The sequence below is a fragment of the Sphingomonas sp. P3_C5 genome (genome assembly GCF_056402635.1).
In genome coordinates this window covers 68968-94848 of the sequence record NZ_JBFUHA010000009.1, presented here as the reverse complement: position 1 = coordinate 94848, position 25881 = coordinate 68968, and the positions used below count along the sequence as shown (strand labels likewise).

Below are 25881 nucleotides of genomic sequence, written 5' to 3'. Positions count from 1 at the left end.
GCGGAACAGGGAATTTTTTCTTTTTTTCGGCGTCATTTTCAGGTCGAGTTCCGTAATTATATTCATATTACAAGAGTTTGCTAGACATGCAGGCTCGCCTGCTCGCGCCGGAACAGGGAATAACAGGGAAATTAACAGGGAATTTGCAGCGCAAGCGCCGTCCGTGGCGCTGCGCGCAGCATTCGAAGAGCCAGACGATGGGAAAGAGCAGCTCGGGCTTCTGAGACGTCCCGTGCGCATCTTATGGCCGATCGTGGGATGCGATTGAATCATGGCAGCGCCCCTGGAGCGTGCATCGTTCAATCGGCAAATAGTTTCGATCCCAGCGTGATCCGCCGGCTTGCGATGGGAGCCGATGCGGAGCTGGACAGCGCGATTTCGTAGCTGGCCGCCTTGATCCGCCACCGGTGAGCCTTTGCGTCATAATTTGCCAGCAAGCGCGGATCGACATTGAGTGTCACCGTCCGGCTTTCTCCCGGCTTCAGCGACACGCGCTCAAAACCGAGCAGGCGCACGTCGGCGGTGTTGTCGATCGATCGCAGGTAAAGTTGCGGCACGTCGGCGCCCTCGCGGCTGCCGGTATTGCGCACCGTGAAGCGGGCGCCCGGCGTCTTTCCGCCCTTCAGGGCCAGGCCGGAATAGGCGAAGCTGGTGTAGCTGAGGCCGTGCCCAAAGGCGTACATCGGGGTGAGTTGCCTCCGCGCAAACCAGCGATATCCGACGTCCGCCCCCTCGGTCATCGCGACCGTGACCGCGGTGTTCTCGGGCGTGCCGAAGCTCGGAATGGTGGGACGAGGCAGTTGCTCGGTCGCATTCGGGAAGGTGATCGGCAGACGGCCCGAGGGATTCACCTTGCCGGTCAGTATCTCGGCGATTGCCTGCGCGCCTTCCTGGCCCGGATACCAGGCGGCGACGATCGCCTTCACCTTGTCGCGCCACGGCATTGCGATCGGGTTGCCCGTTTCCAGTACCACGATCGTATTGGGATTGGCCGCCGCGACCGCCGAAACCATCGCGTCCTGCGCGCCCGGAAGCGACAGGTCGGGCGAATCATAACCCTCGAGCTCGTATTTGTTGACGAATATGATCGCCACATCGGCTCGCGCGGCGAGGGCCGCCGCCGCTTGCGGGTAAATACCGGGGTCGAACTCGACGCTGGCGTGCGGCACTTCCTTGCGGATGGCGTCGACCGGCGCACCCGCGAACCAGCGTTCGATGCGCCAGCTTCCCATCTGGCCGGGGCCGCCGACAGGGTTGCTCGCGGCCCAGCCCCTCGGCGGCAGCCCCTGCGATGATCCGCCGCCCGACAGGACGCCGATATGCGCCTTGTCGCCGATGACCGCGATCGATCTCGCGCCGGCGGCGATCGGCAGGGCCCCGTCGTTCTTGAGAAGCACGACGCCCTGGCGCGCGACCTCGAGCGCATCGGCAGCATGCGCCGCCATGTCGACCGGCGCCTGCTTGTCCCAGTCCGTCACGCCCGCCGCCTTCATCGAGCGCAGGATGCGGCGGACCATATCCGACAGGCGTGCCCGGTCGAAGCTGCCGTCCGCCAGCTTCGCCTTGAGCGGCGCGTCGAACCAGACCTGCTTGTCGAGCTGCTCACCCGATTGCTGGTCGAGGCCCTTGACCGCGAAGTCGGCGCCCGAGACCGCGCCCCAATCGGACATTACCCAGCCCTTGAAGCCCCAGTCGCGTTTCAGGACGGTGTTCAGCAGATGGTCGTTGCCGCACGCCTTGTCGCCGTTGACGAGGTTGTATGCGCACATCACCGATCCGGGTCGGCCGCGTTCGATCGCGATCTGGAAGGCAAGCAGGTCGGATTCGCGGAACGCCCCTTCGTCGATCGTTGCGTTCCAGCTGTGGCGGTTGGTCTCGTTCGAATTCAGCGCGAAATGCTTGACGGTGGAGATCACACCCGCATCCTGCGTGCCGCGGATCGCCGCACCGCCCATCACCCCCGACACCAAAGGATCCTCGGATATATACTCAAAGTTGCGGCCGTTGCGGGGATCGCGGGCCAGGTTGATACCGCCGCCGAGCAGTATGTTGAAACCCCGCGCGCGCGCCTCCTCGCCCACCAGCCGGCCGGCGCGATAGGCGAGATCGGGATTGAAGGTCGCGCCGAGCGCCAGGCCGGCGGGGAGCGCGGTGGCGGTGTCGCCCGCGCGGGCGCCGAACGGGTTGGTGACGCCCAGGCTCGCATCGGTTTCGCGTAGCGACGGCACGCCGAGGCGGAGGACACCGGCGACATAGCCGGCACCCGGCACGACATCGTCGGGCCACTTGGCGTTCATATCGCCAAAGCCAGGAAATCTGAGCGCCATGAAACCGTGGATGAGCCCGAAGCGCTCATCGTCGGTCATTTTCGCCTCAGTCGCCGCGGCCCACCGATCCGCGTCCGCTTCACCTTGCGGAATTGCGTCCCGCGACTGCTGCGCCGCTATCGGCACGACCGCCGTCATCAGAATCATCGCGACACCAGCGCGAAGGACTGTCCGTATCGTCGCGTTCATCCATTGATCCGTTCGCGTTGATGCCAGCGTCGAGCGGTCCTTTCCGGGCGGTCGCCGGCCGATCAGAAACGATAGCGCGCGCGGACGCCGGCATAGCGGCGGGCGCTCCGCGAGAAAGTCTGTGCGACCAGCCCCGCCCCGCCGCCAGCGGCAATGCCGAGCGCATTGACATAATGCTTGTCGAAGATGTTGTTGACGAAGAACGCCACACGCAGCCCACCGCGATCATTCTGGTCGACGCCAAAGCTGGCATTGACGATCGCATAGCCTTTCTGAACGAGCGCCGGATTGCCAAGCAGATCGAAATTCACCTGGCTCTGATAGCTCAAGTCGGCCTGCACGAACCCGTCGAACGGCTGGTTGGGCATGAGCACATCGTAATTGCCCCCCAGATTGAACTTCCAGCGCGGCGCGTTGCTCAAATGCTTGCCCGACAGATCCTGACCGGTCGTCGTCGAGGGGCCGGTGCCGTCGAGATCCACACAGCCCTGCGCCGCCGTCTGGCCGGTGTAGCATTGCGCATTGTGGAACTCGAGGATCCCGGCATCCGTGTAGCTGAGCCCACCATCGATCCGCAGCGCCTCGAACGGACGTGCCTGAAGCTCCACCTCCACGCCGCGGGTACGCACCTTGCCGACATTGTTCAGTGTGAGCTGGATCGTGTTGTCGGGTAGCAGGATGCCCGACTGCGCCTGGAAGTCGCGGTAGATCGTCCAGAACGCCGCGATGTTGAGCTGGACCCGGTTGTCGAGGAAGCGGCTTTTGAGCCCGATCTCATAGGCATTGGACTTTTCGGGCCGCACCGGTCTCGCGACGCGGGCGGGCGTGAAGCCGGAAGAGATGTCGTAGCCCTGCCCCTTATAGCCCGTCGAAAACGAGGCATAGCCCATGACATGGTCCGCGAGATCCTGCCGCAAGGCGATTTTCCCCGTGACGACGGAATCCGATGCCGTGCCGCTGCACAGCGACAGGCAGGTCGCGTTGTTGGCGGGCGGGTTGGCCGGCGTCACGCCGTTCAGGAACCCGACCGAGATGTCTTCGCGATTGGCGCGCAGGCCGATATCGACATGCGTGCGCTGGGCGAGATCATAGGACAGCTGGCCAAAGGCAGCGTAGGACTTGGTCCCGTTCGAGGAATTCCAGCGGGCGACGACCGGACCGGAGGGGCCGCGATCGAACGTGCGATCGGTCTTGCCGTCCGAATAATAGAGGCCGAGAACATAGCTCAAGGGACTGCTTCCCTTGGACGCGAGGCGCAGTTCCTGCGCGAACTGGCGAGCATGGAAGCCGCTCTGCGCGGTGATGCCGTTCGGCAGGCCCAGCACCGGACCGACGATATAATCGAAATCCTCGATGAAGCGGAAGCGCCAGTCCTGATAGCTGGTGATCGAGATGAGGCTGGCGCCGCCGAGATCGACTGTTACGCGTGCGCTGCCGCTCGTCTGCCGGCTTTTGTTGAACAGCGGGCCGTCAATCGCCGTGTTGAAATTATCCTCGCCCGGCGTGATCCCGACCAGCGTCGCCGCCAGCGGTGCGCCGAAGACTGCCGCGCCCGCCGGCACGCTGCGGTACGTGCGCGCGGTGCCTTCGCTCTCGGATACCGAATGGGCGCCGATCAGGTCGATCGTGAGTCCGGACAACGGCTTGACGGTGAGCCGTCCGCGAACGCCATAGCTGATATCGTTATTGAAGCGGCGTCCGTCATACCGGTTGCGGATGAACCCGTCGCGGTTGCCGTAAAAGCCGTTGACCCGGAAGCCGACCTTATCGCCGAGCGGACCCGACAGCACAGCGTCGACGCGATATTCGTCATCGGTTGTCGCCGCGCCCGTGATGGCGCCGCTCAATTTCTCGCTCGGCCCTTGCGACACGATGTTGAGCGCGCCGGCCGAGGCATTCTTGCCGAACAGCGTGCCCTGCGGCCCGCGCAGCACCTCGATCCGCGCGATATCGCTCAGCCCCGAGAACGCCTGGGCCTGCTGGAGCAGCGCGACATCGTCGACGATCACCGCGACCGACGGCTCGATCGCGGTCGAGAAGGCGACGGTGCCAATGCCACGCAGGTTGATCGAGCTGTTGGTGGGGACGTTGCCTTGAGTCACCGTCAGGCTGGGCGCGAGACGAGTGAGATCGGACACGGTGGCGACGTTGCGGTTGACCAACGTGTCGGCCGTGATGGCGGTGACGGCGACGGGGACGTCCTGGAGGTTCTGCTCGCGCTTCTGCGCGGTGACCACGATGTCCTCGAGCGAACCATCCTGCGCGTCGGAGGTGTTCGATCCCTGCTGCTCGCCGGCTGTGGCGAGCGGGTTGGCGGCCCCGTTTCCAGGCGCGGTCTGCGAGGGGGAAATGCCGCCATCCTGCGCGAACGCGGCAGGAGACAGAGCGAGCAAGGCGGAACCGGCAAGCAGGACGGATGTGAAACGCATGGGAAAAGCCTCCCCTGAAGTGGCCGCCCTCTTGAGCGATCTGGTCAGACCAATTACCGATACCGAAGCGCGTCGACACCCATCAATTTTGATAGGGCGGCTATGTCCAAGCCGCCTGAACGGTTATGCAAGTAGCGAAATCCTAGACGGGTTGCGTGCGTGACGACAGGCGCGCTATCACGCCACCCTCACCCATGGTGTGTTTCCATCAGACCTCTGCCCGCCTGACTGGCCTGCCCGTTAATCGACACTGGTAAGACCAAAAGCCGCCTGTTATGCTTCGATTGCAACAGGGAGAGGCCTGATGAACATCTGGGTGGGAAGCGGCGGTGCCGCGCTCGCGCTGTTGGCTGGACTGACGTCGCAGACCGCATATGCACAGGCCGGCACGGCCGCCACGGCAAAAGCGGATGACGCGCGCCACGTCATGGAACTGTCAACTGGCTGGCGTTTCCATCCGGGCGATGCGCCGGGCGCAGCGACCGCGCCGATATTCGATGACGCGTCCTGGGAGGAGGTTACCGTTCCGCACAGCTGGAACCGGGTCGGCTATTACCGCCCCGACCCAGCGAGCCACCTCAACCGCGCCGATACCGTCAACAAGGTGCTGGGCGCGGGTTGGTATCGGCTGAGTTTCACGCCGCCGGCCGATGCAGGCGGCAAACGCACCTGGCTGGAGTTCGACGCCGCCAGCAGGATCGCGAACGTATGGCTCAACGGCAAGAAACTCGGCGATCACGCCGGCGGCTTCTCGCGCTTCCGGTTCGACGCGACGACCGCGCTGAAAGCTGGCGCAAAGAACATTCTGGTCGTGCGAGCCGACAATACCGCGCCTTCGAGCGAAAGGTCGGCAACTGCCGACATATTGCCGCTTACCGGCGACTTCTTCGTCCATGGCGGTCTTTACCGACCGGTTCGTCTCGTCACCGTCGATCCAGTCCATGTCGATCTCGCCGATCTCGGCGGCCCGGGCGTCTATGCCACGACCATATCGGCATCGACCGAGGCAGCGCGGGTCGACATGCGCGCGCGGATTACCAATGACGGGACGCGACATGCACCGGTTGTGATCACGGCCAGCCTGATCGACGCCGACGGGCGGACGGCCGCCACGACCCGGCAAGCCATATCGCCGGCTCCAGGCGCGACGCTGGAGGCGCCGCTCGCACTCGCGGTCCCGACCCCGCATCTGTGGCAGGGAGTCGATGACCCATATCTCTACACGCTGACGGTCGACGTCACCGACGGGCGAGGGCGGTTGCTCGACAGGGTGCGCCAACCCTTTGGCATCCGCACCATCGCGATCGATCCCGCCAGGGGGCTGTTCCTCAACGGACGGCACGTCCAGCTCCACGGCGTCGGCTATCATCAGGATCGCGAGGGCAAGGGTTGGGCGATCGATCCCATGGAGGTCGCCGGCGATATGGCGATCCTCCGTGAAATGGGGGTGAACACGATCCGCCTCACCCATTATCAGCATGGCCAGACCATCCACGATCTCGCTGACCGCTACGGCCTGCTGCTGTGGGACGAGATCCCGCTCGTCAGCGCATGGACGCGCCGGGGCGAACTGGAGCCGCGCCAGGCATTGCTCGACAATGCGCGCCAGCAACTGCGCGAACTCATCCGGCAGAACGGCAATCATCCCTCGGTCGTGACCTGGGGGATCGCCAACGAGGTCGATTTCGGCAACTCCTTCCCCGCCTTCCTGACCGGCTATCCTGACGGCAAGACGCCCGATCCGATGCCAGTGCTGCGCATGCTGCAGGACCTCGCGCACCGTGAGGACCCAGGTCGCCCGACCGCGCTCGCCACCTGCTGCGAGGGGCGGCTGTTCGACAAGGGTACCGAGATTCCCACAACCGCCGTCGCCGCTGACCTTGGCGGCGCGAACCGCTATTTCGGGTGGTATTTCGGGGCGCCGGGCGATCTCGGCCCACAGCTCGACGCGCTTCACGCCAAGCGGCCGCACCAGCCTTTGGCCGTCACGGAATATGGCGCGGGGGGCGCGACCACCATCCATACCGACGACGTGTATGGCGGCCCGATCGATTCGCGCGGGATCAACCAGCCTGAGGAATATGAAAGCTACATCCATGAGGAAGCGTGGAAGGCGCTGAAGGTGCGCCCCTATCTGTGGGCGACGTGGCTTTGGAACGCGTTCGACTTCGCCACCACCATTCGCACCGAGGGCGACGCGCAGGATATCAACACAAAGGGACTCGTCACCTATGACCGGCGCATCCGCAAGGACGCGTATTTCTTCTACAAGGCGAACTGGACGACGACGCCCACCGTCCATGTCAACGGCCGACGCTATACCGATCGCGCGTACCGKGTGACCGATGTGCGGGTGTACAGCAACGCGCCCACAACAGACCTCATACTCAATAGCCAGACACTTGGCATCCGGAGCGACTGCCCGGACCGCATCTGCATCTGGGAAAGAGTCGCGCTCGCCCCCGGGGCAAACGTCGTCGTCGCGCGCGGGCGATTCGCGAGCGGCGCAGTCGAGGACAGCGTCACCTGGACGCTGTCGGACGACGCGGCGGCGAACGTGCGTATCGACGCCGGCGCGGTCGTCGCGGCGCCCGCCACGGTCCGGTTCGGCTCGGACGCCTTCTTCACCGGCGGAACGACGGGCACTCTCAACAAGCCCGCCGACTATGGCAAGCCGGCGGTCGCCGCCGCAATCGCGGGGGCGAAGGACCCAGCCGTCGCAGCCACCTATCGCGAGGGCCGCTTCAGCTATGACGTACCGCTAACCGACGGACGCTACCGGGTGACGCTGACCTTCGTTGAGCCTTTGCTCGGGGCAGGAGAGCGGGTGTTCGGCGTGACGGCGAATGGCCGTCCGATCCTCAAGGCGCTCGACGTCGCGCGGGCGGCCGGTGGCAAGGCGGTCGCGTTACGCCGGACAGCCGATGTGGCGGTGAAGGGTGGCGCGCTCCATCTGTCGTTCGAGCCAGTAAAGGGGGAGGCGATCGTCTCCGCCATCGAGATTTCCGAGGTGATGAATGGTACGCGCTGATCGCGGGTCTACATGCACCGGTCGCCATGTTGCCGATTGTCAGGCGCAGGGTCATGCCGATGCCGCCTGGGCTGGTAAGAAGCCTTCACCTGAAGGCTTGGTGGACAGGGCTGGGTTCGAACCAGCGTAGGGGAAACCCCGGCAGATTTACAGTCTGCTGCCTTTAACCACTCGGCCACCTGTCCATCCGGGCCGCCCGAAAAGCGAGGCGGTCCCATGCCGAGCGCGGGAGCCGCTGTCAACGGCTGGCGGACCTTGCGCAGGGCCCTTGTGACGAATAGGCCCGCAATATTGTTGCTCGACATGTCCCGAGGATGCCTGATGCGCCGTTCGCTGCTGCTTGCCACTGCTGTGATTGCCTTTGCCGCGCCTGCCTTCTCGCAATCGGTCGATCGCGGACAGGTGAATCGAATCATCGATGAGGGCATCACGCGAAGTCAGGTGATGCCGATCGCGGCGCATCTTGCCGATGTGATCGGACCGCGCCTCACCAATTCCCCGCAGATGCGCCAGGCTGAAAGCTGGACCCAGGCAAAGTTCAGCGAATGGGGCCTGAAGAACGTCCACAAGGAAGGCTTTGATTTCGGCCGCGGCTGGTGGATCGAAAGCTCGAGCGTGAAGATGATCACGCCGCGTGCCGTCCAGCTCGTCGCGATCCCCATCGCCTGGACGCCCTCGACCAATGGCACGATCTCGGCGCCGGTGATCGTCGCGCCGATCAAGCGCGAGCGCGATTTCGAGAAATGGCGCGGGCAGCTGAAGGGCAAGATCGTGATGATCACCCTGCCCGACAGCGGCTCCGAGCCGGGCGAGGCTGCGTTCAAGCGCTATACCGGTGACGAGCTGAGCAAGCTCGACCAGTATCAGCAGCCGACCTATGATCCCGCCGCCACCGACCGCCGGCTCAAGCGGCTCGATTTCGCCAAGAAGCTCGACGCGTTCCTGAAGAGCGAAGGCGCGCTCGCCTATGCCACCGAATCGCGCAGCGACGGCAAGCTGATCCATGGTGAGGGCTATTTGTTCGGCGTGGGCGATACGCCTGCGGTGCCGGGCGTCGAGATCGCGGCCGAGGATTATCGCCGTCTTGCCCGTCTGGCCAAGGTCGGCCCGGCGCCGACGATTGCGATCAACAGCGACGTTCGTTTCGATGACAGCGACCGCAACGCCTATGACATCATTGCCGAGATCCCCGGCACCGACCCCAAGGCCGGCTATGTCATGGCGGGCGGGCATCTCGACAGCTGGGTCGCGGGTGACGGTGCCGGCGACAATGGTGCGGGATCGGCGATGGTGATGGAGGCGGCGCGCATCCTGGCTGCGACCGGCGTGCGGCCAAAGCGCACGATCCGCTTCGCGCTCTGGGCGGGCGAGGAGCAGGGTCTGCTCGGCAGCCTGGCTTATGTCGAGAATCACCTCGCCACGCGTGGCAGCCCCAACGACCCGCCCCAGACTGGCCTTGCCCGCTATTATGGCTGGTCGAACCGCTGGCCGATCACGCCCAAGCCCGGCTGGGGTGATCTCGCCGCCTATTTCAACCTCGACAATGGCTCGGGCAAAGTGCGCGGCATCTATGTCGAGAACAATCAGGCGGTCGCGCCGATCTTCCGCGAGTGGCTGGCGCCGTTCGCATCGATGGGAGCGACCAATGTCGTGATCCGCAAGACCGGCGGCACCGACCATGTCTTCATGCAGGCAGTCGGCGTGCCCGGCTTCCAGTTCATCCAGGACCCGCTCGACTATGACAGCCGCATCCACCACACCAATATCGACACCTTCGACCACCTGAAGGGGGCCGATATGCGCCAGGCGTCGATCATTCTCGCCTCCTTCCTGCTCAACGCCGCGAACGCGGACCATGCGCTACCGCGGCCACCATTGCCGACCAAACCGGTGGTGACTGATCCCTTCGCTTATTCGGATGATGAAGACTGATGGCACGCAAAGGACACCGCCCTTCCCAGGCTCCCGCCGGCCGCCCGCGCTTCTGGGGGCGCCATGCGGTGACAGCCGCACTCGCCAACCCCGAGCGGACGGTGCGCAAGCTCTGGGCGACGCGTGAGGCGCTCGCCTCCCTCGACATTCCGCCCGTCATCCCGATCACCTTTGCCGAGGTCACCGATCTCGCGCGACTGGTGCCGGGCGATGCGCCGCATCAGGGGCTGGTGGCCGAGGTCGATCCGCTGGAGGATATCTGGCTCGGCGACCTGCTCGAGCAGGGCCGTGACGACCGGCGCCCGCTGGTGGTGCTCGATCAGGTGACCGACCCGCATAATGTCGGCGCGATCCTGCGCTCGGCGGCTGCGTTCGATGCGCTTGGCATCGTCACGCCCGATCGCCATGCGCCGCCTGAATCGGGGACGATCGCGCGATCGGCTTCGGGCGCGCTCGAGATCGTGCCCTGGGTGCGGGTGGTGAACCTTGCCCGGGCGCTCGAGGAGATTGCGGAAGCCGGCTTCTGGCGGGTCGGCCTGACCGGCGAGGCGACTCAGACGCTCGCACAGGCGATCGGGCAGCAGCGGGTCGCGCTGGTGCTCGGTGCCGAGGGCGAAGGCATGCGCCAGAACACCGCCGCACATTGCGACGAGCTTGCGCGGCTGCCGATCTCGCCTAAGGTGGAGAGCCTGAACGTGTCCAACGCGGCGGCAATCGCGCTTTACGCGGTGACGACACGGGCCTGAACCCGGGGGTTCATCATGACCGTACGCCTCTCGCGCCTTGCGCTTGTCCTGCTGCTGCCGTGCCTGCTCGCAAGCTGCGTGCTGACCCCCGGCAAATTCGTCTCCAGCCTGAAGATCGACGCCGATCGGCATTTCACCTTCACCTATGTGGGCGAAGTGATCGCTCTGCAGGAAGACGATATGACCAAGGGCCTTGGCGACCTGACAGCGCCGACCCCGACCGATCCGGCGAGCAGCGACGAGGATGGCACGCCCACGCTCCAGCAGATCGCGCTTCAGAAGGACTCACCCGCCGAAACCCCCGCCGCGAAGAAGGCCGCCGCCGATGCCAAGAACCGGGCGATCGCAGCGGCGCTGTCGAAAGAGGCCGGCTATCGCAAGGTGGCTTATCTCGGCAACGGCAAGTTCAGCATCGATTACAGCATCTCAGGCACGCTCGATCACAGCTTCGTCTTCCCGTATAATCTGGACGCCGAGGCGGTATTCCCGTTCATCGCGATCGAGGTGCGGGCCAACAACACCGTGCGCATGAAGGCGCCGGGCTTCGCCAACGATAATGATTCCAAGGGTATGAGCATGCCGGGCATGGACAAGGGACCGAGCCAGCTCGACGGCCTGTTCACGCTCGACACCGATGCGGAGATCGTCAGCCAGAACAACGAGGAGGGCCCGGCGACTGCGGCCGGGCGCAAGACGATCACCTGGAAGGTGACCTCGCTGACCAAGGACGCGCCATCGGCGGTGCTGCGGATGGCGGCCAAATAAACAACTTAAGCCCCTCCCCTTCAGGGGAGGGGTCGGGGGTGGGGCAGTGCCTCAAGCAACGCCGTGACGGTGGCAGAGTCCCCCACCCCAACCCCTCCCCTGAAGGGGAGGGGCTTGAGAGGCTCAATCCTCCGCGGCGACGGTCACCCGCAGGCCGTCAAGCGCGTCCGAGAACTCGATCTGGCATGACAGCCGCGAGCGCTCGTCGCGATCGGCGGACGAATCGAGCAGGTCATTCTCGTCTTCGCTCATTTTCGGCAGTTTGGACGCAAATTCCGGGTCGACATGGACATGGCAGGTGGCGCAGCTGCAGCAACCGCCGCACAGCGCCAGGACTTCATCGATCCCGGCGTCGCGGATCACTTCCATGACCGAAAGGCCAGCTTCGCCGATGATCTCGCGTTCTTCCCCTTCGCGGGTCACGACGATAAGCTTGGGCATCAAATCCTCCTCACGGGTTCGGCGTCGCCATGCAGCCACATGCGTTGCTAATCAAGGGAACATGATATGGGCCTGAGCGCCGACCAGCTGCGCACCGCGCTAGATGCGCTGAGCCAGCGCGAGCCGGCCATCGCCGCGGCGATAACGCGTGCGGGCTATCCCGAGCCCCGCATCCGCGCGCGCGGCTATGCGACCCTGCTCCGCACGATCGTGGGCCAGCAGGTCAGCACCAAGGCGGCGGAGTCGGTGTGGCGCAAGCTCGAGGGAATCGTCGGGAGCCTCGACGACCCCGGCAATATTGCCCGCGCGAGCGACGAGCAGCTGCGCGAAGCCGGGCTGTCACGGCAGAAGGCGAGCTATGCGCGGAGCCTTGCCGAAGAGGTGACGAGCGGCCGGCTCGACCTCGACAATCTCCCCACCGACGACGACGAAGCAGTCGCAGCGTTGGTGCGGGTGAAGGGCATCGGGCGCTGGTCGGCCGAGGTATATCTGTTGTTTGCCGAAGGGCGGCCGGACATCTGGCCCGCTGGCGATCTTGCCGTGCAGATCGAGATTGGCCGTATCCTCGGCCATGAGGCGCGGCCGAGCGAGCAGCTGACCCGCGAGCTGGCGGAAGCGTGGCGGCCGCATCGCGGCGCGGCAGCGATCTTCGCCTGGCATCATTATGCCGCTGACATGAAAGTGATCTGATATGGCCCGAGGCGCCCGCCTTGAACGTCTCGACGAGCACCGCGCTGAACTCGAAGCGGAGTATCGCGCGGCGCTGATTGCCGCCCTGCGGATCACGGCATCGGGAAAATGGGGGTTGTTCGATCATAACCAGGACAAAGCCTCCCGCCTCCGGATGGCGGCGCTGGGTGACCCGATCGTGGCGCTCGGCGAGGAGATCGACGAGATGCGAACGCAACTGGGTATCGAACCCTTCGCGCTGCATCAGGAGTTTCTCGCGTCGCGCGGCAAGCCAAAATCGCCGCAGGCGGTTGGCGAAGCAAAGCAGGCGCAGGCCTGGCTGAGCCGGCTGGAAGGGGCCGACGCCTGACCGTCTCAGGTTATCGCACGCCCTCGGCCGCAGGCCATTTCACCGTGCGGCAGAGGAAGTACCAGCAGCCCCGCACTTTCAGGCTGTTGTCGGGATTTCGACTGATAAAAGCGCGGTACGTCTTGCCCCCGAACGGATAGTAGAGCGACCCGCGCCACTCGGTGCCTTCTGCGGTGAAGCCCGTCAGTACCTGGACTCCGATCAGCGAACGCGAGCGCAGCGCCGGGTTCGGATTGTGGCTGTCCGTCGCCGGACCCTCGATCCTGCCCTTTTCGGTGAAGCGGGTGATATGGCCGCACAGCGCATTCCCGCACGGCGCGATGGTGACGATGCCCTTCCCGTCCTGAGACACCCAATTGCCGGTAATCGGCTCGGCGGCCTGCGCGGCGCTAGACAGTGCAATCGACAAAATAGCGGCAAAAACAAATCGCATATGGCGGCTCCGGTGAGCGGAAGGTAGGCGTACGGAGCAGCGGTAGCCGGTATTTGCCGCGAATAGGAGCACTCAAATGAGCGGCAAGTGGAAGATCGGTATTATCGGCGGCTCCGGCCTTTATGCGATCGATTCGCTCGAGAACCCGGAATGGGGCAATGTTTCGACGCCCTGGGGCGACCCCTCCGACGATCTGCTGTTCGGATCTATCGGCGATGTCGACCTCGTCTTCCTGCCGCGCCACGGCCGCGGACACCGCATCCCGCCCTCCGAACTCAACTTCCGCGCCAATATCGATGCGCTGAAACGGAGCGGCTGCACCGACATCCTCGCTATCTCCTCGATCGGCTCCTTGCGTGAGGAACTGGCGCCTGGCCGGTTCGTGGTGGTCGACCAGTTCATCGATCGCACCGTCGCACGCACATCGAGTTTCTTCGGGACCGGCATGGTCGCGCACGTTTCGATGGCTGAACCCGTTTGTCCGCGGATCTCCGCCTTTGCGGCCGAGGCGGTCACGGCTGCCGGCGGTGCCGTGGCCAAGGGTGCGACTTATCTGGCGATGGAGGGGCCGCAATTCTCGAGCCGTGCCGAAAGCCTGCTTTACCGGCAATGGGGCGCTGACGTGATCGGCATGACCGCAATGCCCGAAGCCAAGCTCGCCCGCGAGGCTGAGCTTCCCTATGCGCTGATCGGCATGGTCACTGATTATGACTGCTGGCGCGAGGAAGCCTCATTCGTCGAGGTCAGCGAAGTGATCGCACAAATGGGAGCGAACGGCGCGATCGCGCGCAAGGCAGTGGCGGCGTTCGTCGCAGCTCTCCCCGCCGAACGCACCCCTTCCCCGCTCGACACGGTGCTGGACCACGCGTTGATCACCGCGCCCGAGGCGCGAGATCCGGCGTTGCTGGCAAAGCTCGACGCCGTGGCCGGCCGCGTCCTCCGCAAGTAAGCTGGCGATTGACGCGGTGACGCGCATGCGAGAGGAAAAATCCATGCCGCCCCCGCTTTCCCCCGGCCCCGCTTCTGAATTCGAGCCGCCCGCGCGCGCTTCGCTTGCCGAGAGCTATCGGACTGTCGCGGTGCCGCTCGGCAATGGCCGCTTCTGGCGCAAATTCGGCGCCTTTGCCGGGCCGGGCTATATGGTTGCGGTCGGTTATATGGATCCGGGCAACTGGGCGACCGATCTCGCCGGCGGATCGGCGTTCGGCTATACACTGCTCTCGGTCATCCTGTTGTCGAACATCATGGCGATGGTGCTGCAGTCGCTCTCGGCGCGGCTTGGCATCGCCACCGGGCGCGATCTCGCCCAGGCGTGCCGCGCCAATTATGGGCCGGTCGTCAATTTCAGCCTCTGGGTCTTGTGTGAGCTCGCGATCATCGCCTGCGATCTGGCTGAAGTGCTCGGCACCGCGATCGCGCTGCAATTGCTGTTCGGGCTGCCGCTCGTCGCCGGCGTGTGCCTGACCGCATTCGACGTGCTGCTGATCCTCGCGCTCCAGCGATACGGGTTCCGCAAGCTCGAGGCATTCATCGTCACACTGCTGATCGTGATCGCGGGGTGCTTCGCCTATGAGCTGGCGATCGCACAGCCCAGCATCGCGGCGATCATGGGCGGCGCGATCCCCTCGACCCAGATCGTCACCAATCCGGCGATGCTCTATATCGCGATCGGCATTCTCGGGGCGACGGTGATGCCGCATAATCTCTATCTGCACAGCTCGATCGTGCAGACCCGCCGCTTCGGCCAGGACGAGGCGGGCAAGCGCGACGCCGTGCGCCATGCGACGATCGACAGCACCGTGGCGCTGACCCTGGCGCTGTTCATCAACGCCTCGATCCTGATCCTCGCGGCGGCCACTTTCCACACCGCAGGGCGGACCGATGTCGCAGAGATCGGCGAGGCGTATCGGCTGCTGTCGCCGATGCTTGGCGCGGGCGCTGCGAGCGTGTTGTTCGCGGTTGCCTTGCTCGCCTCAGGGCAGAACTCGACCGTGACCGGGACGCTCGCAGGGCAGATTGTCGCGGAGGGATTCCTCAACCTGAAACTGCCGATCTACCTGCGGCGGATGGTGACCCGGCTGGCTGCGATCGTCCCGGCGGTCATCGTCGTTGCGCTGATGGGCGATTCGGGCGCGACACGATTGCTCGTGCTCAGCCAGGTGGTGCTCAGTCTCCAGCTTCCTTTCGCCGTGGTACCGCTCGTCAGCTTCACCAGCGACCGCAACCAGATGGGGGCGCTGGTCAATCCATTGTGGCTGAAGCTTGCAGCCTGGGTGATAGCCGCGACGGTGATCGGGTTGAATCTGATGCTGCTCGTGAGCTTCTTTTAGTTCCTCCCCGTTCCGGGGAGGAACTATGAGGCCACTATCCGCTTCGCCTGCTCCAGATGGAGCAGCTCGACCATTTCGCCGTCAACGCGGATGACGCCCTTCTCAGCGTTCTCGGGCAGCGCGAAGGCGGCAATGATGCGTTCGGCCCAGGCCACCGCATCCTCTGTCGGAGCGTAGGCGCGGTTGGCGGCGGCGATCTGGGCGGGGTGGATCAGCGATTTGCCGTCGAAACCGAAGGCAGCTCCCTGCGCGCATTCGGCGGCGAGCACCTCGCCGTCTTCGATCACGTTACACACGCCGTCGAGCGCGATCAGGCCGGCCGAGCGCGCTGCGGTGACGATCATCGCGAGGTGGCCGAGCAGAGGTGTGCGCTCCGGCCCGGGCGTGCAGCGCATTTCCTTGGCGAGATCATTGGTGCCCGCGAGCAGGCATTCCAGACGATTGACCCCGGCCGACGCGACGATGGCCGACAGATCGAGCATGCCGGCGCAGGTCTCGATCATCGCCCATAACGGAACTGTGCCGAGCAAGGCACGCGCGGCTTCGAGATCGGCGGGGTGCGAGACCTTCGGCAGCACCACCGCAGCGAACCCTGCGTCAGCGACCGCGCGGCAATCATCCGCACCCCAGGGTGTATCGAGAGCGTTGACCCGGACGAGCAGCTCGCGCGCGCCAAATCCGCCCGCCGCAGCAGCCGCAATTGCCTGCTCGCGCGCGCTCGCCTTGAGATCGGGTGCGACCGAATCCTCGAGATCGAGGATCACCACATCGCAATCGAGGCTCCGCGCCTTTTCGACCGCGCGGGCATTCGAGGCCGGCATGAACAGCGCGCTACGGCGCGGGCGGATCGTCATGAGGAGCTCCTGCAGGTGATGCCGCCGCTTACAGGAGCTTGGGCGTGCGGGCGCAAGTCCAATCCTCGGCATGCGAAACGATCCGCTCGACGGCGGAGCGCACGCGTGGGAAAGGGGCCGTGATGAAAGCTCAATCCCGTTTCACCGCGATCGCCAGGCTTTGGGCGCAGGCCGCTGCCTTTCTCGGCAATTTTGCGCACTTCGCCGGCATGCGGACCTGGAAGGCGATCGGCCTGGTCGCCTTTGCGGCGGTGCTCGACGGCGCCGGCATCATATTGCTGATCCCGATCCTCGATGCGGTGGTCAGCCCGAATGGCGGGCATTTCGAGATCCAGGCGATGCTGAACGGGATCGGCGTCCATACCCCGCTGGCGCGGCTCGCGGTGTTGCTGGCGGCCTTTGTCTGCGTGTCGCTGCTGCGCGCCTTCATGCTCTACGCGCGCGACATGTATCTCGCGCTGTTGCAGGGCGATTTCGCCGAATATGAGCGCAACAAGATCATGCGCACGCTTGCCAATGCGCCATGGGTGCGGATCGCCAGGCTCAGCCATGCCCGCGTCACCAGCCTGATCAGCGTCGAGGTCAACCGCATCGGCGCGGGGGCGCAGTTCATGGTCCAGGGCAGCGTGGCGCTGATGATGCTGGTAGTTCAGGGCGGGCTCGCCATCGCGCTGGCGCCGGCACTCGCGCTGACGATCGTCGCGATCCTCATTATCGGTGGCGGTGCGATCATGCTCGCCCAGGGCAAGATCCGCGACATCGGCAGCGGCATGGTCGATGCCAACCACAAGATGATGGGCAGCGCGACCGGCTTTCTCGGCGGGCTCAAGGCAGCCACCGCGCAGAATGCCCAGTCCGGCTTCGTGGACGAGTTCGCGACCATCCAGCGGCGCGTTCGCGAGCGCCAGCTCGAGTTCATGGAGCGACAGGCAAAGGGCCGGCGATTGTTCGCGATCGGATCGGCGCTGATGGGCGCGATCGTGGTGATGGTCGGCTTCAGCGCGACGGTTTCCCCCGCGATCCTGATCATGATCGTGCTGATCTTCGCACGCATGAGCGCGCCGGCGCTTACGATCCAGATGTCGGTGCAGAATTTCTTCTTCAACCTGCCGGCCTTCGAGGCGATCCGCAGGCTCGAGACGGAGCTCGAAGGCTCGGCCGAGCCGCCACCGACGCCGATCCTGCCGCCACCGGGGGCGATCGTGCTTCAGGATGTCTCCTTCCTTCACCCCGGCGGCGGAGGGCTGCGTCCGGCGAGCCTGACGATCGAGCCGGGCGCGTTCATCGGCATCACCGGTCCTTCGGGCGCGGGCAAGACCACCCTGGTCGAGTTGCTGACGACTCTGCAGGCACCGCAGACGGGGCAGTTGCTGATCGGCGGCGAGCCGCTCGACGCAGCGCGGCAGGCGGGCTGGCGCGAGAGCCTTGCCTATGTTCCGCAAGAGGGTTTCCTGTTCAACGACAGCGTGCGGCGGAACCTGACCTGGGGCACGGCCGGAATCGGGGAGGCGGCGATCTGGGACGCGCTTCGGCTGGCGGGTGCCGAGGAGATTGTGAGGCGGCTGTCGGACGGGCTCGATTCTATGGTCGGCGAGCGCGGCATTGCCCTTTCCGGCGGCGAGCGTCAGCGGCTGGCGATCGCGCGGGCGCTGCTGCGCAACCCGCGCCTGCTGGTGCTCGACGAGGCAGCGAATGCGATCGACGCGGCCGGTGAGAAGGCGCTGCTCGAACGGCTCGCCGCGCTCGACCCGCGGCCCACCATCGTCATGATCTCGCACCGCGCCGAGAGCCTGGTTCGGTGCGACCGGGTCATCACGATCGAGTCGGGGCAGCTTTCGGGCTGACCGGGCTCCGGCCGAGCTGACGGACCCGGCGCCCCGCCCAGAGCGGCAGTCGCAACAGCGGATAGAGGAAGCTGAGCGAGGGCGGCAACGGCACGCGGAGCACATCGTCGATCAGGAACATCGAGTTGGCGAGCAAGGCGCCGCGATAGCGCCAGTCGGGCGAGAGCCTGAGCTGGGCGAGCGTGTAGAGCGTGGTGCCGAAGCGGCGATCGGGGATTTCGGCTTCCGGATCCGGGCCGACCATCAATTCGAGCGCGCCGTCGGCGAGGCGGTTCATCAGTGCGCTGCTCTCGAGCTCGGCGGCGAGGCTGGGGGGCAGTTCGAGACCCAGCAGCCGCTTGCTCAGCAACAAGGCCTGACCGGCGCAGCGTCCGGCGCCGGCCTGCTGCGCATGGCGATAGAGGCGATCGATCTCCTCGGACGGTTCGCGCGAGACCAAGGCCTGGAAATCGGCGAGCCATTTGATCCGGCCCCAGCTGTGCAGTGCGCCGTGGACGGCCAGATAGACGAACAGATCGTCGCGGCCGAGCGTGCGGACCGGCGCATCGACGACACCAATATCGACGAGTTGGCCGGGCGATGCGGCATCGACCCCCGGCAGGAAGGTCGGGCCGTCAGTCAGCGCCCAGTGAAGGTCGATCGGAATACCAGTGACGGCGTGGTACATCGACGCTTCGTTGCGATATTGGACCAGGGCGCGGCGCTGGGCGGGACCCATCGCTACTTCGGGCACCGGCGAGATCAGTCGATATCCCCGCGCCTCGAGCATCGCGATCGCGGCCTCGACATGGTCCGGCAGGACCAGCAGGTCGATGTCCTGCGCTTCCTTGATCGCCGCATCGCCATAAGCTAGCCGCGCCAGTGCAGCACCCTTCAGGACCATCGCGGGCATGCCGGCGGCGTCGAACAGCTGCTGGATCGCGACGCTTTCGGTCGCGAGCGCTGCATTCTTCCGTACAAGATGCTCAGCACGGCGGCCGAGCTGGAACGCGACCGGGACAGCAAGGCGAACCCCGGCCGCCGAGAGCGATGCACGCACAAAGCCGGTGACGCGGTGGCGGCGAACGACGCGCAGGAAGCGCGGCCAGTCGGTGATCGCCCCGGCCGCCTCGCGCACTGCCTCGTCGCGCGCAGGCGATGGTGGCCAGCGGCAACAGGCGGTGACGAGCCTTATCTCTGGGACGAGCGCACGCTTGCTCATCGGGCGGCCGAATAGCCGGTCATCGAGAAAGGCCGCGCCGTTTCCGCCGTCGCCCAGCTTTTGTTGGGGATCGCCTGCATGACGAAGCGGAGCTCGCCGCCCGCCTCGATCTCTGCATGGCGGATGAAGCCGCGGGTCAGGGCTTTGCCGTTGAGGAAGACCTGGCCGACGTAGCGGTTTCTGTCCGACAGCCGATCGGCGCTGATCGTGAAGCTCTTGCCGTTGGGCAGGCTCAGCACCGCGCGATCGACGAAGGGCCGGCCGATCACATATTCGCCCGATCCCGGCGCAACCGGATAGAAGCCGAGCGAGGTAAAGACGAGCCACGCCGACATCTGGCCGAGATCGTCATTGCCCGACAGGCCCTCAGGCGTCGGCTTATACTGGCTGTCGACGATCTGCTTCAGCCGCTCCTGGGTCCGCCACGGCGCGCCTGCATAGTTGTAGAGATAGGCGACGTGGTGGCTCGGCTCATTGCCATGGATATATTGGCCGATCAGCCCGGCGATATCCTCGGCATGGCCGTAATCGAGCTTCGAATTGTCGAAATCGAACATCGCGTCGAGTTTCTTCACAGTCGCCGCGTCGCCGCCGAGCGAGCGGATCAGTCCGCCCTCATCCTGCGGCATGAACCATGAATATTGCCACGCATTCCCCTCGGTATAGTCGCTGCCGTAATTGATTGCGGTCGGATCGAACGGAGTGCGGAAGCTGCCATCCGCCTTGCGGGCGCGGACGAAGCCCGATGCTTGGTCGAAGCTGTTGCGCCAGTTGAGCGCGCGCTTCTCGAAGCGGGTGGCGATATCGAGGCGGCCCATTGCCCGCGCCATCCGCGCGATCGTCCAGTCGTCATAGGCATATTCGACTGTCTTGGAGGCAGCCTCGGGCTCGCGGTCGATCGGCACGAAACCGAGCTTCTTGTAATCGCCGAGCCCGCCATAGGGCTCGTAATCGGCACTCGCGACCATCGCATCGAGCGCTGTGTTGGCATCGAAACCCCTGATCCCTTTCAGATAGGCATCGGCGATGATCGGCACTGCGTGATAGCCGATCATGCACCAGGTCTCGCGGCCGTTGAACTGCCAGACGGGCAGGATGCCGAACGGGCTGTGCCGCTGGCTGGCGATCAGCGAATTGACGAAGTCGGCATTGCGCTGCTCGGGCTGGATCAGGGTCAGCAGCGGATGCTCGGCGCGGAACGTATCCCAGAGCGAGAAGGTCGAGTGGAAGGTGAAGCCTTCCGCCTTGTGGACCGCATCATCGGGCCCGCGATAGCGACCATCGGCGTCGCCATAGACGCTCGGCGCGAGGAGGCTGTGGTAGAGCGCGGTGTAGAGCGTCTTGCGCATCGCCGGCGCGGCATCGATCCGGACGGCGCCGAGCGCTTTGTCCCACGCCGCGTGCGTTGCGGCGCGGATCGTATTGAAGTCGCCGGGCTCGCTGGCGAGATTGCCGATCGCGCCGGCTTCATCCACGCCCGAGATCGCGACATGGACTTCGAGCGGCTTCGAGAGCGCGCCGAAATCGAGCCGCGCTACGAGGGCTCGACCGGCCAGCATCTGGACCGCGTCATCGCCGCGCCCCGGGCCTTGGAAGCCCTTGTACGGGATATCCTCCTCGCGGTTGATGAAGGCGTGGCCGGTGAGGGGCGCGGAGAAGCGCATTGCGAAATATAGCTTGCGCGCCGGTGCCCAGCCCCGCGTCTCGCGCAGGCCGGTAATGGTGCCGTCGGGCCACAGTCGGACAGTCGACCAGAGGATCTTGCCGGGATAATTATAGATGCTCGACCGCAGATCGACGATCAGGTGCGCAGGCTTGCCTGTGGGGAAGCCGTAGCGATGAACGCCGATGCGGGTGCCAGCCGTCATCTCGGCGCGGACGCCGGGGTCGCTCAGCGTGACAGCATAATAGCCGGGCGTCGCAACTTCGGTCGCGTGGCTGAAGCGGGAGCGATAGCCTGAGCCGGGCTTGGCGGGATCGCCGGGCTCAAGCGGCACATCGTCGCCAACCGCGGGCGTGACGAGGATATCGCCGAGATCGCTATGCCCCGCGCCCGAGAAATGGGTGTGCGAGAAGCCGAGGATGGTCGGATCCTCATAGCGATAGCCGGCCGCCCATTTATAGCTCTGCTTGAACGGCTTGATGTCGGTATCGGGGCTGAGTTGGATCATCCCGAACGGCGCGGTGGCGCCGGGAAAGGTGTGCCCCTCCCCGCCGGTGCCGATAAAGGGATCGACCAGATCGCTCGGCGACGGCGACGGGACGTCGCCTGCGACCGGCATGGCGGCAAAGGCGAAGCAGAGCAGCAATGCTTTCGCGGCGATCGGGAGGCGGCTCATGCGGGCCTTAAACCACAGGTGGCAGCGGCGGTGAAGCGAAGATGGCCATTGCGGCGGCCAGGGCACGCCCGGGCAGACCCACGCGGCCGGGGAGATTGGAGGCGTAAAGCGGCTTCCAAGTATAAAGGTTGGAATCTGCGGGGATTGCTCAAATATCGCGGATTTTTGTCACTCCTTCAACGAGGGGGCGAATTTCACGTTAACGGCGCCTGTGCACGGAGTGCATGTATTGCGCTTTATAGGCGTTTGAAGGCCAAGAACAGTTTTGAGAAAATATCGACGATTAGTATTTCATGCAATCTTTAATAATTATGTCAATTACATATCTTGCGCTTCGCTATTTCTTTATGACCAAGTATTAATTCAAACTATATTACTATATCGTCCACCCCCCCGGATTCCCGGTGCGCACTGCGGATGCGGCATGATAACCTGTCCGGCGGGAATTTGAATCGGGCATCGAAGCGTCGACCCTTTCGGGGCAGCGCTCTGGCTGATCCAGATTGCGCGCGCTTACATCGCGAATGCCTGCTTTTGGTGGTAGCTGACGAGCCGCTATAGATTGGACGTGACCCGGACGGATATTGCCTCATCATGATCGAAGCTTCCGCCCCTGGCGAGTTCGTCCTTCTGGGGCTTGATCCGGTTACGCAAACCATATGCGTCGAGTGGCGCGTCCGGATCGCCGATATCGAGCGACTGAAGGATATCCTCGGTGCCGATTGCGCGGAGGATCCCGAGCTCAGAGGCACCTATTACGATATCCCGAAACGCGACATGCGACGGATCGGCCGGATCTGCCAACCTCCGGTGGTGCCGGATGACCAGTATACGGCGATCGAGCGCCACCGCCGCATGTTCGAAGACGTGCCCTATATGGTGCACACCAACTTCGAACTCCCGTTGATGCTGGACGGCCGAAAGCCCCTCGCGGTGTTCGGAGACGGCTACCCGTCGGATTGGTTCGATGACTATCTCGCACCGTTCGAGCAATTCGTCGTCGCCGGCAGAATTCTGCGCCGGATCGTCGATGAGCCGATGCCGCACATCAAGAAGTGGCGTCCGGATCTGGACGGAGTCCGGAACGTCTATTTCGCACTACCCGGCGAGGAGTGGCGGATCGATGCCTATCGCCTGCTGATGGACACCTGCAAATCGGGTGCGGCCTGGACCGACGTTGAGGAAAGGCTGCAAGGATCGCTGCTGGGATATGAAGACTGGCAGAATGACTGGTGGATCGAGAACCGTGCAAGGCCGCGGGAAAATTCGGGCACATAATGCCCGTCTCATGGTCAATCAAAACGACCACAGACCCGCCTCCCTCAGACGAGCCGCACCTCGAGGAGCGTGGGGCCGCTGGTGTGGAGCGACCATGCGATAGCCGGATCCAGGTCTTCCACTGCCGCGACGCGTCGGGCCGGTACGCCATGGCTTTCCGCCAAAGCGACGAAGTCGATGCCCGCGATGGTGGTTCCGGGCAGTTCGTCCAACCCGAAACGCCGGGCGAAGTTGTTGAGGGCGGCATATCCGCCGTTGTTCAGGATGATGAAGCTGACATCGGCCCGCTGATCGGCGGCGCTCCAAAGGCCTTGGCTCGTGTACAGTGAGGAGCCGTCGCCCAGCAGGCAGATGACCTTGTTCTCCGGGCGCGCACGCGCGATGCCGATAGCAGCGGGCAGGCCATAGCCAAGACCGCCTGCGGGAGTCGTATAAAAGCCGCCGGCGCGCGTCACCGGCAGATGATCGTGCATCGCATCGCGCGCGGTGGGCGCTTCTTCGACGATGATCGCCCCGTCCGACCGCAGCGCCGCGATGCGCGCCATCACATGGGCAGGGGTGAGCGCCGGCGCGGGCAGCGGGATCGGTTGGCGCGCGGCCGGGAAAGGCCCCTCCCGCCGACGCACTTGCTCCACCAGGGCGAGAAGTCCGCCACGGACATCGCCAAGCACGCCAGTTCCGCGAGGAAGGATGGCGAGGTGTTGCGGGTCGTCGCTGAGCAGGGCCATCGCCGTGCCCTCAGGCCAGACACTGGGCCCACCTTCGGCATGCCAGGTAAAGGCCGGCGCGCCGGCGACCAGGACCATGTCATACCCGTTGAGCAGCGCCACCAGCCGCTCTTCATAGCCGGGAAGAAAACCGGCGAACCGGGCGTGATTTTCCGGAAAGACCTCCCTCCCCGTCAACGGCGCTACCCACACGTCAGCACCGGTCTTTTCCGCCAGTGCGACGGCCTGATCCCACGCGCCGCAGCGCGCGATGCCCGCACCAAGGACCAGCGCCGGCCGCATCGCACTGTCCAGCATTCCGGCGATGGTCGCGATCCCCGCCGGGTCCGGAAAGCAGGTCAGCGACAGGGCAGGAAGCGTCGGCAGCGGGCATTCGCGGTCCCAGTCGTCAACCGGGATCGATACGAACACCGGTCCGGTCGGTGGCGTCAGCGCGATATGGAAGGCGCGTATCAACGCCGCGGGCACATCCTCTGCACGCAAGGGTTCGGCAGCCCATTTCACATAGGGGCGCGGAAATTCCGTGGCGCGCTCCGCCCCAAGAAACGGATCGTGGGGCAACAAGGATCGTGCCTGCTGGCCCGCCGTGATCACCAGCGGCGCGCCGCCGCGATAGGCGGTGAACAGACTTCCCAATCCATTGCCCGTGCCCGCCGCCGAATGCAGGTTGACCAGCGCCGCGCGGCCCGTCGCCTGGGCGTAGCCATCCGCCATGGCCACTACCACGGCTTCGTTGAGGCCAAGGACATAGGCGATGTCGGATGGCATCGCCTGCAGCATTGGGAGCTCGGTCGAACCGGGATTGCCGAACAGCGCATCGACGCGGAAATGCTGGAAAACCGCATAAGCGGCGTCGCGGACGTTGGGCATGGACAGCCGCTCGCTTACAGCCCGAACCAGCGTTCGGCGTTGGTCTGGAAGAACTTCTTCTTGAGCTCTAGCGAGATATCCATGCCGTCCATGGCGCGGACCTCCTCCGCCTCGACCTGATAGGGATAGTCCATCGCGTACATCACGCGGTCCTCGCCCACGACCTGCTGCGCGAACCGGACCGCCGGCTCCCATGCCACGCCCGAATTGGTCACGAGCACGTTCGAGCGCATATATTCGGTGATCGTCTTGTTGAGCGGCTTCATCCGCTCCCAGCGCTTCGAGCGGACGCCGGCCTGATGCATATAGTCGAGGCGATAGAGCCAATAGGGCAGCGCCTCGCCCATATGGCCCACCATGATCTGCAGGTCCGGATAGCGGTCGAAGATGCCGATGGTGATGAGCCGCAGCAGATGCATGCCGGTGTCGACGCCGAAGCCGAAGATCGCGCCATCGAGCCCGGCTTCGAGCATCGGATCGATCATCGCGTCGGGCGGCGTGGCGGGGTGGATGTAGAGCGGGTGGCCGGTATCGGCGAGCGCGCGGAAGATCGGGTCGAACTTCGGATCGTCGAGATATTCGCCTTGGGTGTGGCTGTTGATCATCACGCCCTTGAAGCCCAGCTCCACCGCGCCGCGCCGGATTTCGGCGGCGGACCATTCCGGATCCTGCGGCGCCACMGCGGTCATGCCGATGAAGCGGTCGGGATGCGCGGCGCAGCGCTCGGCCAGATAATCATTGGCGCGCGTGGCGATGCCCTTGGCTTCCGCCACATCGAGCATCGGCTGCGCGCCCGGCGAGGTCAGCGCCAACACCGCCTTGTCGATGCCATGGGCGTCCATGTCGGCCAGGCGCCGTTCGCCCATATCGAGCAGGCGCTCCATTACCTGAACAGTCCGCTCGGAGGGAGATTGGGCATAGAAGCCCCATAAAGAGGCCATGCCCTTGTCGGCGGTGCCGTCGCGCACCATGCGCAGATACACATCGACCTGTTCCCGCGTGGCGAAGGTTTCCTCGGTCGCGATGCGCAGATAGCCGCGGTCGCCGCCGGTATTGAGTGGGTGAGTCATCGCAAGATCGTTCCTTCAGTGATAAGCAAAGGAGA

The 25881-nt window shown here is 64.9% G+C and carries 19 protein-coding genes and 1 tRNA gene; 10 read left to right on the top strand and 10 right to left on the bottom strand.

The genetic code is table 11. The features are described from left to right. Positions 1–299: 299 nt before the first annotated feature. The gene (locus AC1DVS_RS20405) at positions 300–2516 is read right to left on the bottom strand and encodes a glycoside hydrolase family 3 C-terminal domain-containing protein (protein WP_478025863.1); all 2217 of its coding nucleotides are present in this window, start codon (positions 2514–2516) and stop codon (positions 300–302) included. A 62-nt stretch (positions 2517–2578) separates the two neighbouring features. Continuing rightward, on the bottom strand, positions 2579–4945 hold the full coding sequence (locus AC1DVS_RS20400) for a TonB-dependent receptor (RefSeq protein WP_478025861.1): 2367 nt from the start codon (positions 4943–4945) through the stop codon (positions 2579–2581). Positions 4946–5249: 304 nt separating this feature from the next. On the opposite strand from AC1DVS_RS20400, the gene AC1DVS_RS20395 reads away from it, so the two are divergent. Next, positions 5250–7976 carry a glycoside hydrolase family 2 TIM barrel-domain containing protein gene (locus AC1DVS_RS20395; RefSeq protein WP_478025860.1) on the top strand — a complete coding sequence of 909 codons (2727 nt, stop codon included), beginning with the start codon at positions 5250–5252 and terminating at the stop codon, positions 7974–7976. 98 nt (positions 7977–8074) lie between these two features. Here AC1DVS_RS20395 and AC1DVS_RS20390 read toward each other — a convergent pair. Beyond that, positions 8075–8161, bottom strand: a tRNA-Tyr gene (locus AC1DVS_RS20390). Between the two features lie 136 nt (positions 8162–8297). Between AC1DVS_RS20390 and AC1DVS_RS20385 the strand changes: the two genes are divergently transcribed. Genes AC1DVS_RS20385 through AC1DVS_RS20375 form a run of 3 tightly spaced genes read left to right on the top strand, consistent with a single transcriptional unit; the run spans position 8298 to position 11419 of the window. Beyond that, a complete protein-coding gene (locus tag AC1DVS_RS20385; protein ID WP_478025858.1) occupies positions 8298–9908 on the top strand; it encodes a M20/M25/M40 family metallo-hydrolase in 1611 nt (536 codons plus the stop codon). Next, positions 9908–10654, top strand: coding sequence for a 23S rRNA (guanosine(2251)-2'-O)-methyltransferase RlmB (rlmB, locus tag AC1DVS_RS20380; RefSeq protein ID WP_478025857.1), 747 nt, complete (start codon positions 9908–9910; stop codon positions 10652–10654). The genes AC1DVS_RS20385 and rlmB overlap by 1 nt, the downstream gene beginning before the upstream one ends. Positions 10655–10669: 15 nt before the next feature. Continuing rightward, positions 10670–11419 (top strand): hypothetical protein, encoded by a 750-nt coding sequence (locus AC1DVS_RS20375; RefSeq protein ID WP_478025855.1) that lies wholly within the window; start codon positions 10670–10672, stop codon positions 11417–11419. Positions 11420–11542: 123 nt separating this feature from the next. On the opposite strand, the gene AC1DVS_RS20370 is transcribed toward AC1DVS_RS20375, so the two are convergent. Then, positions 11543–11860, bottom strand: a complete 318-nt coding sequence (locus AC1DVS_RS20370) for a 2Fe-2S iron-sulfur cluster-binding protein (RefSeq protein ID WP_478025853.1) — start codon at positions 11858–11860, stop codon at positions 11543–11545. A 66-nt stretch (positions 11861–11926) separates the two neighbouring features. Here AC1DVS_RS20370 and AC1DVS_RS20365 point away from each other — a divergent pair, with 66 nt between their 5' ends. After that, entirely contained in the window at positions 11927–12550 is a 624-nt protein-coding gene (locus AC1DVS_RS20365) for a DNA-3-methyladenine glycosylase family protein (RefSeq protein ID WP_478025852.1), read from the top strand. A 1-nt stretch (position 12551) separates the two neighbouring features. Next, a complete protein-coding gene (locus AC1DVS_RS20360; RefSeq protein ID WP_478025850.1) occupies positions 12552–12899 on the top strand; it encodes a hypothetical protein in 348 nt (115 codons plus the stop codon). A 10-nt stretch (positions 12900–12909) separates the two neighbouring features. Here AC1DVS_RS20360 and AC1DVS_RS20355 read toward each other — a convergent pair whose 3' ends face one another. Beyond that, positions 12910–13332 carry a DUF2147 domain-containing protein gene (locus tag AC1DVS_RS20355; protein WP_478025848.1) on the bottom strand — a complete coding sequence of 141 codons (423 nt, stop codon included), beginning with the start codon at positions 13330–13332 and terminating at the stop codon, positions 12910–12912. A 76-nt stretch (positions 13333–13408) separates the two neighbouring features. Between AC1DVS_RS20355 and AC1DVS_RS20350 the strand changes: the two genes are divergently transcribed. Both AC1DVS_RS20350 and AC1DVS_RS20345 read left to right on the top strand, forming a co-directional pair. Beyond that, the gene (locus AC1DVS_RS20350; RefSeq protein WP_478025846.1) at positions 13409–14281 is read left to right on the top strand and encodes an S-methyl-5'-thioadenosine phosphorylase; all 873 of its coding nucleotides are present in this window, start codon (positions 13409–13411) and stop codon (positions 14279–14281) included. A 43-nt stretch (positions 14282–14324) separates the two neighbouring features. Next, complete coding sequence (locus AC1DVS_RS20345; RefSeq protein ID WP_478025844.1) at positions 14325–15662, top strand: Nramp family divalent metal transporter; 1338 nt, start codon at positions 14325–14327, stop codon at positions 15660–15662. A 23-nt stretch (positions 15663–15685) separates the two neighbouring features. Here the strand turns inward: AC1DVS_RS20345 and AC1DVS_RS20340 are convergent, their stop codons facing one another. Further along, positions 15686–16516, bottom strand: coding sequence for an HpcH/HpaI aldolase/citrate lyase family protein (locus tag AC1DVS_RS20340; RefSeq protein WP_478025842.1), 831 nt, complete (start codon positions 16514–16516; stop codon positions 15686–15688). A gap of 122 nt (positions 16517–16638) precedes the next feature. On the opposite strand from AC1DVS_RS20340, the gene AC1DVS_RS20335 reads away from it, so the two are divergent. Beyond that, positions 16639–18360 (top strand): ATP-binding cassette domain-containing protein, encoded by a 1722-nt coding sequence (locus AC1DVS_RS20335; RefSeq protein ID WP_478025841.1) that lies wholly within the window; start codon positions 16639–16641, stop codon positions 18358–18360. Here the strand turns inward: AC1DVS_RS20335 and AC1DVS_RS20330 are convergent. Both AC1DVS_RS20330 and AC1DVS_RS20325 read right to left on the bottom strand, forming a co-directional pair. After that, positions 18329–19561, bottom strand: coding sequence for a nucleotidyltransferase domain-containing protein (locus AC1DVS_RS20330; RefSeq protein ID WP_478025839.1), 1233 nt, complete (start codon positions 19559–19561; stop codon positions 18329–18331). The genes AC1DVS_RS20335 and AC1DVS_RS20330 overlap by 32 nt on opposite strands. Next, a complete protein-coding gene (locus tag AC1DVS_RS20325; protein ID WP_478025838.1) occupies positions 19558–21900 on the bottom strand; it encodes a GH92 family glycosyl hydrolase in 2343 nt (780 codons plus the stop codon). The genes AC1DVS_RS20330 and AC1DVS_RS20325 overlap by 4 nt, the downstream gene beginning before the upstream one ends. Positions 21901–22494: 594 nt before the next feature. Here AC1DVS_RS20325 and AC1DVS_RS20320 point away from each other — a divergent pair. Then, on the top strand, positions 22495–23178 hold the full coding sequence (locus AC1DVS_RS20320) for a hypothetical protein (protein ID WP_478025836.1): 684 nt from the start codon (positions 22495–22497) through the stop codon (positions 23176–23178). A gap of 44 nt (positions 23179–23222) precedes the next feature. On the opposite strand, the gene mdlC is transcribed toward AC1DVS_RS20320, so the two are convergent. Both mdlC and AC1DVS_RS20310 read right to left on the bottom strand, forming a co-directional pair. Continuing rightward, the gene (gene mdlC, locus AC1DVS_RS20315; protein WP_478025834.1) at positions 23223–24776 is read right to left on the bottom strand and encodes a benzoylformate decarboxylase; all 1554 of its coding nucleotides are present in this window, start codon (positions 24774–24776) and stop codon (positions 23223–23225) included. A 14-nt stretch (positions 24777–24790) separates the two neighbouring features. After that, the gene (locus AC1DVS_RS20310; protein WP_478025832.1) at positions 24791–25846 is read right to left on the bottom strand and encodes an amidohydrolase family protein; all 1056 of its coding nucleotides are present in this window, start codon (positions 25844–25846) and stop codon (positions 24791–24793) included. Between the last annotated feature and the right edge of the window lie 35 nt (positions 25847–25881).